The sequence below is a fragment of the Hallella sp. genome (genome assembly GCF_037460745.1).
GTDB classification, from domain to species: Bacteria; Bacteroidota; Bacteroidia; order Bacteroidales; family Bacteroidaceae; genus Prevotella; species Prevotella faecis.
In genome coordinates this window covers 1-11,599 of record NZ_JAXVAE010000142.1, presented here as the reverse complement: position 1 = coordinate 11,599, position 11,599 = coordinate 1, and the positions used below count along the sequence as shown (strand labels likewise).

Below are 11,599 nucleotides of genomic sequence, written 5' to 3'. Positions count from 1 at the left end.
CCCTAGACCCACTGATTAAGAGTCAGTTGCTCTACCAACTGAGCTAAGGATGCATTGTTTCGCTCATCATCGTCAGGCCTTAGCCTTGATTTCTGAATTGCGAGTGCAAAGGTACAGAGTTTTTTTGTTACCGCCAAACATTTCCCCAACTTTTTTACTCAAAAGTCGAAAAAAGTGCAAAAACTCCCTTTTGTGGCACGTTTCAACCACATTTTGGTGATTTCAGAAACCACTCATCTGCAATATACCTAAAGATCCTGGTGCGGTTCGTTCACTTGTATCCATTCATCCTATTGCTCGTCCTACAGAGGCATCTGGCAATTTCCATTTGGCGCTGTTCCGTCCTCTATCCAAGGCGTGATATGATGAGCCCCACGCTTCTGTTTCATATAGAACGTGCGAAACGTCAAACTGACCACGAACACAAGGCATAGCCTCATGAAAACACAACTTACCGAAAACGCCTAACAATCTATATTGAAAACTACACATTTCTTTTGAACAAGGAAAATATTGGGCGCAAATACGCGATTCTCAGCAATTTCACGCAACCACCTAACAATCAGAGCATTACATCCGCCATTCAACATTAAGCCCTCTTCGTTCCACCTTACGCCTTGCGAAAGATGCCTTTTCGCAAGACGAAACATGCCTTTACGCACTGCGAAAGACGCCAAACCGCAGCTCGGTTTGGCGTCTTTCGCAACTCAATAAGGCATCTTTTACAAGCAAATTGCTCGTTCGCCATGCGTCGGATCCTCAAAAACGGAGATTTCGCCCTCCAGTTCATCCGAAATTCCGAACCATCTTTTTAGCAAAAAAATCACACAACGCATACGTGTAGCCCACCCCATCGTCAAGCCTATTGCCAATCATCGACCTCACGTTTCTTCCTGTAGTTCCATACCGCCTGAACCTTACACGTTCACCCAAACGTGCATGTACCGATTCTATATAGAGGCTCCTTCCGAGCCAATTGAGCCCCAATCGGTCACTATACCAAAATAGGGGAAATAGCAGGATGTTATTGTTCCTTTCCAACGCTTGCCAACGTTTTTTCGGAATCTTGCTTCCATTCGCGTTTCTACATAGCCCGCTATGCCTTTGGGCGCGACTGTCGCAACCTACTCGAAACAAAAACTAACAAGCATTGAAATCTAATGGCCGATTGGGGTTGAATATAGTTGTTACGGAAATCCACAGCCCCAAGCAATGGGTTGGTCGGTTAGCATCGACAGATGGTCATAAAACTAAAAAGGGAACCTTTCCCCATGCGGAGAAAGGTTCCCTATATGATGATTTTAATAAATCTCAGAAGCGTTGCTTACAGGCCGAGGCTCTTCTTGATGGCCTCCACCTTGGCAGCGCCCTCACGGTCGAGCTGCTCATACTGCGAAGCGTCGGTCATGGTGTCCTTCACCTCGATGTAGAACTTAATCTTAGGCTCTGTACCTGAAGGACGCACGCTAACCTTCGTGTCGTCGTCGCAGAACCACTGCAGCACGTTGCTTGTCTCCGGCATGTTGAGCGCCGTGGTGTTTCCCTCAACGTCGGTAGCCTGCAGGGTCTTGTAGTCCTTCCACAGCACCACACGCGAGCCACCCAACTCCTTCGGCGGGTTGGCGCGGAAATTGGCCATCATGTTCTGGATCTCCTCGGCACCACTCTTACCTGGGCGCTCCACATTGATCGTAAACTCCTTAGAGAAGCCATACTCCTTGTAGATGTCCATCAAGATGTCGTAGAGCGTCTTGCCCTTATCCTTAGCGTAGGCGCAAATCTCGGCGAGCAGCGAGCAAGCCGACACGGCATCCTTATCGCGAACGAAATCCTCAGCGAGGAAGCCATAGCTCTCCTCACCACCACCAATATACTGCTGCTTGCCCTCTGAGAGCAGAATCTCGCGTGCAATCCACTTGAAGCCCGTGTAGCAATCGCGCATTTCCACGCCCTGCTTGTCGGCAATCTTCTTGATCAGCTCAGTGGTAACGATGGTCTTCACGATGAAGTCGGTAGGTTTCAGCTTGCCAGTGGCCTTGCGGTTGGCAATGATGTACCACAAGAAGATCATGCAAGTCTGGTTACCATTGATGAGAACCCACTCGCCCTTGTCGTTCTTGCAGGCCATACCCACACGGTCGGCGTCGGGGTCGGAAGCCATCAGAATGTCGGCGTCGAGTGCCTTGGCGTCGCGCAGACCCAATGTCAGAGCCTCAGCAAACTCAGGATTAGGACGATCGACGGTGGGGAAGTTGCCATCCTTGATCATCTGCTCGGGCACACAGTGCACGTTATCGAAGCCCCAGTAAGCCAAAGAGCGGGGAATCATCACGCGGCCTGCACCGTGAAGCGGAGTGTAAACGATCTTCAGGTCGTGTTGGCGACGAATCACCTCGGGGTCGATGCTGATGGTACGGATCTGGCGCAGATACGGCTCGTCAATATCCTCACCAATGATCTGGATAAGCTCGGGGTTGGGAGTAAACTTCACATCATCGATGGTCACCTTGTTAACCTCATCGATAATGCCCTTGTCGTGCGGTGCAATGACCTGGGCGCCATCCTCCCAATAAGCCTTGTAGCCATTATATTCGCGTGGGTTGTGGCTGGCCGTGAGGTTCACGCCAGCCTGTGCCTTCAGGTAGCGGATGGCATACGAGCACTCAGGTGTAGGACGAAGGTCGTCGAAGATGTAAGCCTTGATGCCATTGGCAGAGAAAATATTGGCAACGGTCTCTGCGAACAGACGGCTGTTGTTGCGGCAGTCGTGGCACACCACAGCGCTAATCTCCTTGCGGTCCTTATAGCATTTCTTCAAGTAGTTGGCAAAACCCTGTGTGGCCATACCAACGATATACATATTCATACGGTTGGTTCCGGCGCCCATGATGCCACGAAGGCCACCTGTTCCAAACTCCAGGTTTCTGTAGAAAGCCTCAATGAGATTGGTCTTGTCGGGGTTGTCGAGCAGGTCTTGAACCTCTTGACGGGTCTTCTCATCAAAAGACGGCGACAGCCACTGCTTGGCCTTAGCCTCACACTGAGCTATCAGTTCTGCATTGTTTTCCATATTCTTCTTATGTTTTATAGTGTTATCTTGTAGGGCAAAGTTACCACAAAAAATCTAATTATACCCTATAACTTCAGCATTTTTTAGTAATTTTGCACATAATAAGGCTACAAAAAGTAAGAACATCATTCACATAACTCATTCACACTCATGTATTTCACAGGACTCATCATCGCGGTCAGCACGTTTCTCATCATAGGTCTCTTCCATCCACTCGTCATCAAGACCGAGTATTATTGGGGCACTCGCCCGTGGATCGCGTTTCTCTTGGCGGGCATTGCCTGCATCATAGGGTCGCTATGTATCGAGGAAACCATTGCCTCGTCGCTCGTAGGCGTGGTGGGCGCAAGCCTGCTGTGGTCGATCGGCGAACTGCTTGAGCAGAAGAAGCGCGTGGAGAAGGGTTGGTTCCCCATGAACCCCAAGCGCAAGGACCAATACCAAACGATGGACGGAAGCGAGCCCCAGCGCTCCACCAACAAGAGCAACAACCCTAACGCCCCACGCGCATGAAGACCCTATTATTATTGGTGGGAAAGACCCAAAACAAGCATTTCATTGCCGGCATCAACGATTACGCAGAGCGCATAGGCCATTACATGCCGTTCGAGATCAAAGTGATTCCCGAGCTCCGAAACACCAAAAACCTTTCGGAACAGCAGCAAAAGACCCAGGAGGGCGAACTGCTGCTGAAGCAGTTGCAACCTTCCGACACGGTGGTGCTGCTCGATGAGCGCGGCACTGAGCACCGCAGCGTGGAGTTTGCCGACTGGTTGCAGAAGAAGCAAAACACCGCACGCCGCCTCGTCTTCATCATCGGTGGCCCTTATGGATTTTCGGAAGCCATCTACAAACGCGCCAACGAGATGGTGTCGCTCTCACGTATGACCTTCAGTCATCAGATGGTTCGACTGGTTTTCACCGAGCAAATCTACCGGGCTTGCACCATCATCAAGGGCGAGCCATACCATCACGAATAAGGGAATCGTACGCCCCACCCCATTCTTTCCTCACCGCGCGCGTCGCCTCATCTCAGCAAAACACTCTACAAAAACCACTCTACTAAATCATTATTCACAACCATGAGAAAAGCATTATTGTCGTTAGCCCTTTGCGCCCTGCCGCTCGCCATCCATGCGCAGCAATGGCCCGAAGTTCACCAAGAGGCCAAGCCTGGATTGAGATGGTGGTGGTTGGGATCGGCTGTCGACAAGCCAAACCTTCAATGGACCTTGCAACAATATGCCAATCAGGGCGTGGGAGCCGTGGAGATAACGCCCATCTATGGTGTGCAGGGCAATCAGGCAAACAACATCGATTACCTGTCAGACCACTGGATGGAAATGTTGCGATTCACGGAACAACAAGGTAGGGCCACTGGCATCGAGGTCGACATGGCCACGGGTACGGGATGGCCCTTTGGTGGACCATGGGTACCGCTGCAAGAGAGTGCCTCACAGATGGTCATTGTCGACAAGCGCGTAGACGAGCGCAAATTGAAAGCTCTGGACCTCACGCCACCCAGCAAGAAGGCAAGCAACTGCCAACTGGTGGGCATCTACGCTTTTTCGGATGGCATCGCCGTCAATCTCATCAAGGCTTTTGGCGAAAAGAAATTCAAAATCAACAAGCAACAACAAGGAAACACCATCACGTCGCTCACCCTCGATGGCAAATTGCCCAGCAAAGGGCCATGGCGCATCATGGCGCTTTATCAGAAATTCGGGGTGATGCGGGTGAAACGCGCAGCACCTGGCGGAGCCGGACTGGTGGTAGACCACTTCAACAAGATGGCCGTCGGCCACTATCTCCAACACATCGAGCAAGCTTTCGAGCGCACTCATACGCCCTACCCCCACACCTTCTTCAACGACAGCTACGAGGTGGCGGAAGCCGATTACACCACGGATCTGTTCAAGGAGTTTGAGAAACGGCGTGGATATTCGTTGGAGGCAAACCTCAACAAGCTGGTGGATGGCGACCCTATGGTTGTGGCCGACTATCGTGAAACACTGGGCGACCTGCTGCTTGAAAACTTCACTGAGACGTGGACGGCGTGGGCTCACAGTCATGGCGCCATTACGCGCAATCAGGCTCATGGCTCGCCAGCTAACCTCATCGACTGCTATTCGGCGGTAGACATACCCGAAATTGAGGGTTTTGGCCTGTCTGATTTCGGCATCAAGGGACTAAGGAAGGATTCGGGATTCACCCGAAAGAACGACTCCGACTTTTCCATGTATAAGTGGGCGTCATCGGCTGCGCACATCAACGCCAAGCCCTTCACGTCGAGCGAAACGTTCACATGGCTCACCGAACATTTCAGAACCTCGCTTTCGCAAATGAAACCCGACATGGATTTGATGTTCGTGGGTGGCGTCAACCACATGTTTTTCCATGGCACAGCCTATTCGCCCAAGAACGATCTGTGGCCCGGATGGAAATTCTATGCCAGCGTGGACATGAGTCCCACCAACACCATTTGGCGAGACGCACCTTATCTGATGAGCTATATAACCCGTTGTCAGAGCTTCTTGCAATGGGGAAAGCCCGACAACGACTTCCTGGTTTTCGTACCGGTGCGCGACCTTTGGCATAAGCAAAGCAAGGGCAAACGCCTCATGCAATTTGCCATTCACACCATGGGCCAACTGGCACCTGAGTTCTCCGAAACCATCGACAACATCGACCGCATGGGCTTCGACTGCGACTACATCAGCGAGCGGTGGTTGTTACAGACACGGTTTGTCGACGGAATGTTGCAAACGGCTGCAGGAACACGCTACAAAGCGCTCATCCTTCCCAGCAAGGACAACTTGCTTACGAAAGCCGTAAGAAGCCATATCGACACGCTGCGACAACAAGGCGCCACCATCATTGTGGGCACAAACAAGCTACAGATGGCGCAAGTGGCACATCCGGAAGCCCTAAAAGCCGACCTCGGGCTCAAGCTTATCAGGAGGGCCAACGCCCAAGGCCATCATTATTTCATAGCCAACCTATCGGACCACGACGTGGAATCTACGGTTGCCCTGGCCGTTCCGTTCCAAAAAGCGTTATGGTTCGACCCTATGACAGGCCAGCGTTTCCAAGCCGAAACACACAGCGACTCATTGCACATCTGCCTACGTTCGGGCGAATCGCTTATCCTACAAACCTTCAAAGAGGCCTCTGAGGCAATCTCTAAGGAGTTGGGCGGACTACCCGTACGCACAACAACACAGATCGAAAACACCCGCAAGGTGCTGGATAAAGGATGGACCCTTTCGTTCAAAGACTGCTCACCAACCTACGACAAGATATTAAGCATTGGCCAACCTACGGCTTGGGAGAACCTGAACGACACCTTACGAACGCTTATGGGAACAGGCGTCTACGAATGTAAAGTGATCTTTAAGAAGGGCGAACTGAACGGAGCCAATTGGGCCATCGACCTCGGCGATGTACGAGAGAGCGCCCGCGTGTATATCAACGACTCGCTAATAGGCTGCGCTTGGGCCGCTCCTTTCACCCTGCAGTTCTCCAATCTGCTAAAGCCAGGCATGAATCGCATACGCGTTGAGGTAACCAACCTGCCTGCCAACCGCATCGCCCAACTGGACCGAGAAGGCTACAAATGGCGGAAGATGGAGGAGATCAATGTGGTGAACATCAACTATAAGACGACGAGCTACGCCAATTGGGCTCCCGTTCCATCCGGACTCAACAGCCAAGTGGTGCTTTATAGGGTGAAATGAGGCGCAAAACACGAATCTTCTTACGTGCTCCCCAACGTGTCATGGGGTGGCCAAAGGGACGAAGAAAGGCGCCAAAACCAAGCGGTTTGCCCCATTAGTCCCAAACAAAAAGCCTTGTATGGACATACGCAGACGAGCCAAAACAAGTCGGATGACGTATGCCCATGCAAGGCTTTCGAATATCCACGAACAGATTTTGCGCGTTAGGCTTGCAAAGAAGCCTGGTACCACGCATAGAGTTTTCGCACGCCTTCGTCGATCTCCACCTTGTGATGCCAACCCAAACGGTGGAGTTTGCTCACATCGATGAGCTTTCTTGGCGTTCCGTTGGGTTTGTCTTGGTCCCAACAGAGTTGGCCTTCGAAGCCTACTGTTGCTACAACCTTCTCCGCCAACTGCCTGATAGTCAACTCCTTTCCTGTACCCACATTGATATGGCAGTTGCGTATCTCACCCAACGACGGGATAGCTCCACCGCGTCCTTCGGAGTTGTTTCGGTTTACCTCACCATCAGCTTTTACACCGTAGAACACCGAAGAATACTTTTCTATGCCTATGATATCCTTGAAATCAACATTCAAAAGAACATAAACACTGGCGTCGGCCATGTCTTCGCTCCATAGGAATTCGCGAAGCGGACTGCCGTCGCCCCAAAGCGTTACCTTGTTATCCTCAATGCCATAGAAGGCCAACGCTTGCAGGATACGCTCCGCATCGTTGCCGCCATCCACATTGCCTTCACCAATAATCGCCTGTAACTTAGCCGGCGGATTGATGGGGCGCTTGTTCATATCCACCCGAATGGCATCCCAATCGCCATCGTGGATGAGCTTCGAAAGGTACACCTTGCGCATCATGGCGGGTAGCACATGACTGTTCTCCAAATGGAAATTGTCGTTGGGACCATAGAGATTGGTGGGCATCACGGCAATATAGTTGGTGCCATACTGAAGGTTATAGCTCTCGCACATCTTCAAACCGGCAATCTTGGCAATGGCATACTCCTCATTGGTGTATTCGAGCGGCGATGTGAGCAACGCGTCTTCCTTCATCGGTTGCGGAGCATTCTTGGGATAGATGCAGGTGGAACCAAGGAAAAGGAGCTTCTTTACATGATGCTTGTAAGCCTGCTCGATGACGTTGCATTGCATCTTCATGTTCTGCATGATAAAGTCGGCGCGATAGAGCGAGTTGGCCATAATGCCGCCTACAAAGGCCGCGGCCAACACCACCGCATCGGGTTGCTCCTCATCGAAGAATCGCTTTACAGCCTGTTGGTCGGTCAAATCGAGTTCGCGATGTGTACGGCCCACCAAGTTATGGTATCCTCTGCTCTCAAGATTATTCCAAATGGCCGACCCCACCAAGCCGCGATGACCTGCCACAAAGATCTTGCTGTTCTTATCCAAAGACATAATTCTATTGAACGATTATCTATAACACCCTATTATTCAGGCAACTGCGCCTTCAGGTAAAGTTTGCGAACAAACTTCATATCGTGCTCCACCATGATGCGAACGAGATCTTCGAAGCTTGTCTTGCGTGGGTTCCAGCCCAACGCAGTCTTCGCCTTCGTGGGATCGCCAAGGAGCTGTTCGACCTCGGCAGGACGGAAATACTTGGGGTCGACCTCCACCAACACTCGGCCGGTGGCCTTGTCGTAGCCCTTCTCGTCGACGCCCTCGCCCTTCCATTCGAGCTCAATGCCACACTCATGGAAAGCCAATGTGGCAAACTCGCGCACGGTATGCATCTCGCCTGTGGCAATAACGAAGTCGTCGGGTTGGGGCTGTTGGAGGATGAGCCACATGCACTCCACATAGTCGCGGGCGTATCCCCAGTCGCGTCGGGCGTCCAAGTTGCCCAAGTAAAGCTTGTCCTGGTAACCCTGCGCAATACGACAGGCGGCAAGCGTGATCTTTCTTGTCACAAAGTTCTCGCCACGTCGCTCACTCTCATGGTTAAAGAGGATGCCATTGCAGCAATACATATCATACGACTCGCGATAGTTCTTCATGATCCAAAAGCCATAGAGCTTGGCCACCGAGTATGGGCTACGCGGATAGAACGGTGTGGTTTCTTTCTGCGGAACCTCCTGAACCTTACCAAACAACTCGGAGGTTGAAGCCTGGTAGATGCGACAAAAATGCTCCAAATGGCAAATGCGCACGGCCTCCAACAGGCGCAACACACCTACGGCATCGGTGTCGGCGGTATACTCAGGCACATCGAACGACACCTTGACATGGCTCTGCGCAGCAAGGTTATAAATCTCATTGGGCTTGATTTCATTAATGACGCGGATGAGCGACGACGAGTCGGTCATGTCGGCCCAATGCAGATTGACGAGGCGTTGCTTCTTCATGTCGCGCACCCACTCGTCGAGATAAAGATGCTCAATACGTCCGGTGTTGAACGATGACGAACGGCGCAGCAAACCATGAACCTCATATCCTTTTTCGATCAAGAACTCGGCCAAATAACTGCCATCCTGACCCGTAATACCTGTAATCAGGGCAACCTTTCTGTTTTCCTGTTGTGCTTCCATATTTTTGTTTGTGTACTATCGTTTGTTTGGAGCAATCCATGTTGCTCTCCTTATTATAATATCATTCTGCGAGATGCGGGCTAAGGCTCAAACGCACCGTTCTGGCAACTATCCGCATGAAGAACGGTTGAGGGTGAAGACGTTTCTGACCAACACCTTCACCCCTATTGGTTTTATTCGCTAAACTGTTTGATGCGTTGCTCCTCGCTGAGTTTGCAGATGAGCAACTTGCCATCGTGTTCGGCAACGATATATCCGTCGAGACCTTGCACTACCGTTTTCACCCCCTGGGTTACATGCACCATACAGTTGTGGCTATCAAACATCTTGATGTTCTCGCCAATGAGGGCGTTGCCATACACGTCGCGCTCGCTTTGCAGGCGCAACGCGCCCCATGTGCCAAGGTCGCTCCAACCAAAATCGGCGGGGCAAACAAAAATCTCCTCAGCCTTCTCCATCACGGCATAGTCGATGGAGATATTGTCGCAATCGCCATAAATATCGTCGATGATTTGCTGTTCCTCCGGCGTTCCCAGCTTATCCTGCAAACGCTCAAAGATGCGATTGATGCGGGGAGCATACATTCTGAGGGCATTGACGATGGTCTCGACACGCCAAATGAAGATGCCCGCGTTCCAGAAATAATTGTTCTCTTGGATATATTGCTTAGCTGTCGCCAAGTCGGGCTTCTCACGGAACTGGTCGACACGGAACAACTCCTTGTTGCGTAACGAGTTGGTCGACAGGTCAGCCTGAATGTATCCATATCCCGTCTCAGGCCGATTGGGCTTCATGCCAAGCGTTACGATGGCGTCGGTCTCTCGTGTAAACTTAAGGCATTGGCCGACAACACGCTGAAACTCCACCACATCAGTCACCACATGGTCGCTGGGCGTCACCACTATATTGGCCATGGGATCTTGCACTTTGATACGCCACGACACATAGGCGATGCACGGAGCCGTGTTGCGTCGGCATGGTTCCTGCAAGATATTGCTTTCAGGAATGTCGGGCAACTGCTCTTTCACCAGCGAAGCGTAGCGTTTGTTGGTCACCACCCACACGTTTTCAGCGGGGCAGATTCCCTTGAAACGATCTCGCGTCATTTGCAAGAGTGTACGGCCAACGCCCAGTACGTCGATAAACTGTTTGGGTCTCTCCTCTGTGCTCATGGGCCAGAACCTACTGCCCACGCCACCTGCCATAATGACCAGGTGATTGTTTGTTTCAGCCATATTTGTTCAACTTGTTATTAATTAAAACAAAGTTACCTAAAAAAAGTTATATGCACAAACTTTTAACTCTATCTTTGGCTTTTGGCATTATTTTCGTACTTTTACACTCAAAAGACAAAGATTATGCTCGCACAATACATTCTGACAGCCCTTGTGGTGGCCGCAGCCGTTGCTTACGCAGCATGGCGCATATACGATCGGCTGAAGCACGCCGACCGATGCCGGGGCTGTGCGCTCATGGAACAATGCCACAAACGGAACGGGAAACATCGTCCGCTCATCTCGCGCAAACCTTCTGCACAAAGCCCATGCGAGACACAAAAGCCCATCCGCAACGAGTAGGCCCATCCACAACGAACGTAACGATGAGGCTACGCTCCCCTATCAGCGTGCATCAAAGGTGATGCTCGGGCACGACAGCAAAGTAAAGCAGGTCGTGGTCAGTATTGTTCTCCATGAAATGGCTATGGCCCATGGGGCAATAATGGCACTGGCCCGCGCGGCATGTCTCCACCTCACCATCATAATGGAACGTGGCCACGCCACTGATAACATATATGATCTCGCAGTTTTGCTCGTGAGTGTGCAAACCTGTCGAAGCGCCCGGACGAAGGGTGGAATACATAATCTTCACCTTATCATCTGTATAATTACGTGTGTCCAACGGACCGTTTCCTCCTTTGAAGTTCATCTGACGAACCTCTGCAATCTCATCAAAATCAATTACCATCTTGCGAAATATTAAGTTGTTATGCAAAGATAGTGCAAATTAAAGAGAATGCAAAGCAAGCGAGCCTATTTTTACACTCAAAGAAAAACATACTGGGATCTTATTGTCAAAGCTAACGGATATTTATCTTCGGGAAACGTCCCTGCCGCTTCACCGCTATTACCTTTTCCAACATTTGCCCTTCTGACGCAAGAGCACAAACGTGGCGGAACAAACGCTAACAAGGTAACCATCCGAAATATGCCGACTTGTGCCTTCCGTTTAAGTTGTCGACCTTTG

General features: G+C 51.1%; 10 protein-coding genes. 5 read left to right on the top strand and 5 right to left on the bottom strand.

The features are described 5' to 3' along the window. Nucleotides 1–1,324: 1,324 nt before the first annotated feature. Nucleotides 1,325–3,070, bottom strand: coding sequence for a phospho-sugar mutase (locus tag WKK33_RS09660; protein ID WP_337570629.1), 1,746 nt, complete (start codon nucleotides 3,068–3,070; stop codon nucleotides 1,325–1,327). A 150-nt stretch (nucleotides 3,071–3,220) separates the two neighbouring features. On the opposite strand from WKK33_RS09660, the gene WKK33_RS09655 reads away from it, so the two are divergent. From WKK33_RS09655 to WKK33_RS09645, 3 genes are all read left to right on the top strand, one after another. After that, a complete protein-coding gene (locus tag WKK33_RS09655; protein WP_337570627.1) occupies nucleotides 3,221–3,583 on the top strand; it encodes a DUF4491 family protein in 363 nt (120 codons plus the stop codon). After that, entirely contained in the window at nucleotides 3,580–4,050 is a 471-nt protein-coding gene (rlmH, locus tag WKK33_RS09650) for a 23S rRNA (pseudouridine(1915)-N(3))-methyltransferase RlmH (protein WP_287768023.1), read from the top strand. Before WKK33_RS09655 ends, rlmH begins: the two co-directional genes overlap by 4 nt. 102 nt (nucleotides 4,051–4,152) lie before the next feature. After that, on the top strand, nucleotides 4,153–6,807 hold the full coding sequence (locus tag WKK33_RS09645) for a glycosyl hydrolase (protein WP_337933619.1): 2,655 nt from the start codon (nucleotides 4,153–4,155) through the stop codon (nucleotides 6,805–6,807). Nucleotides 6,808–7,010: 203 nt separating this feature from the next. Here WKK33_RS09645 and WKK33_RS09640 read toward each other — a convergent pair whose 3' ends face one another. From WKK33_RS09640 to WKK33_RS09630, 3 genes are all read right to left on the bottom strand, one after another. Beyond that, nucleotides 7,011–8,222, bottom strand: a complete 1,212-nt coding sequence (locus WKK33_RS09640; RefSeq protein ID WP_337933618.1) for a GDP-L-fucose synthase — start codon at nucleotides 8,220–8,222, stop codon at nucleotides 7,011–7,013. Between the two features lie 32 nt (nucleotides 8,223–8,254). Next, nucleotides 8,255–9,355 carry a GDP-mannose 4,6-dehydratase gene (gmd, locus tag WKK33_RS09635; protein WP_215759621.1) on the bottom strand — a complete coding sequence of 367 codons (1,101 nt, stop codon included), beginning with the start codon at nucleotides 9,353–9,355 and terminating at the stop codon, nucleotides 8,255–8,257. A 173-nt stretch (nucleotides 9,356–9,528) separates the two neighbouring features. Then, complete coding sequence (locus WKK33_RS09630; RefSeq protein WP_337570621.1) at nucleotides 9,529–10,590, bottom strand: mannose-1-phosphate guanylyltransferase; 1,062 nt, start codon at nucleotides 10,588–10,590, stop codon at nucleotides 9,529–9,531. A gap of 123 nt (nucleotides 10,591–10,713) precedes the next feature. On the opposite strand from WKK33_RS09630, the gene WKK33_RS09625 reads away from it, so the two are divergent. Then, nucleotides 10,714–10,932 (top strand): hypothetical protein, encoded by a 219-nt coding sequence (locus tag WKK33_RS09625; protein WP_337469139.1) that lies wholly within the window; start codon nucleotides 10,714–10,716, stop codon nucleotides 10,930–10,932. A 52-nt stretch (nucleotides 10,933–10,984) separates the two neighbouring features. Here the strand turns inward: WKK33_RS09625 and WKK33_RS09620 are convergent, their stop codons facing one another. Next, entirely contained in the window at nucleotides 10,985–11,320 is a 336-nt protein-coding gene (locus WKK33_RS09620; protein ID WP_337933616.1) for a cupin domain-containing protein, read from the bottom strand. A 48-nt stretch (nucleotides 11,321–11,368) separates the two neighbouring features. Here WKK33_RS09620 and WKK33_RS09615 point away from each other — a divergent pair. Further along, on the top strand, nucleotides 11,369–11,599 hold a 231-nt coding region (locus WKK33_RS09615; RefSeq protein ID WP_337933614.1), incomplete at its 3' end, for a hypothetical protein.

What these genes read in the sequence shown, in the direction of transcription:
- WKK33_RS09620 (WP_337933616.1), bottom strand. Translation starts at nt 11,320, where the DNA reads ATGGTAATTGATTTTGATGAGATTGCAGAGGTTCGTCAGATGAACTTC.
- rlmH (WP_287768023.1), top strand. Translation starts at nt 3,580, where the DNA reads ATGAAGACCCTATTATTATTGGTGGGAAAGACCCAAAACAAGCATTTC.
- WKK33_RS09645 (WP_337933619.1), top strand. Translation starts at nt 4,153, where the DNA reads ATGAGAAAAGCATTATTGTCGTTAGCCCTTTGCGCCCTGCCGCTCGCC.
- WKK33_RS09640 (WP_337933618.1), bottom strand. Translation starts at nt 8,222, where the DNA reads ATGTCTTTGGATAAGAACAGCAAGATCTTTGTGGCAGGTCATCGCGGC.
- gmd (WP_215759621.1), bottom strand. Translation starts at nt 9,355, where the DNA reads ATGGAAGCACAACAGGAAAACAGAAAGGTTGCCCTGATTACAGGTATT.
- WKK33_RS09655 (WP_337570627.1), top strand. Translation starts at nt 3,221, where the DNA reads ATGTATTTCACAGGACTCATCATCGCGGTCAGCACGTTTCTCATCATA.
- WKK33_RS09630 (WP_337570621.1), bottom strand. Translation starts at nt 10,590, where the DNA reads ATGGCTGAAACAAACAATCACCTGGTCATTATGGCAGGTGGCGTGGGC.
- WKK33_RS09625 (WP_337469139.1), top strand. Translation starts at nt 10,714, where the DNA reads ATGCTCGCACAATACATTCTGACAGCCCTTGTGGTGGCCGCAGCCGTT.
- WKK33_RS09660 (WP_337570629.1), bottom strand. Translation starts at nt 3,070, where the DNA reads ATGGAAAACAATGCAGAACTGATAGCTCAGTGTGAGGCTAAGGCCAAG.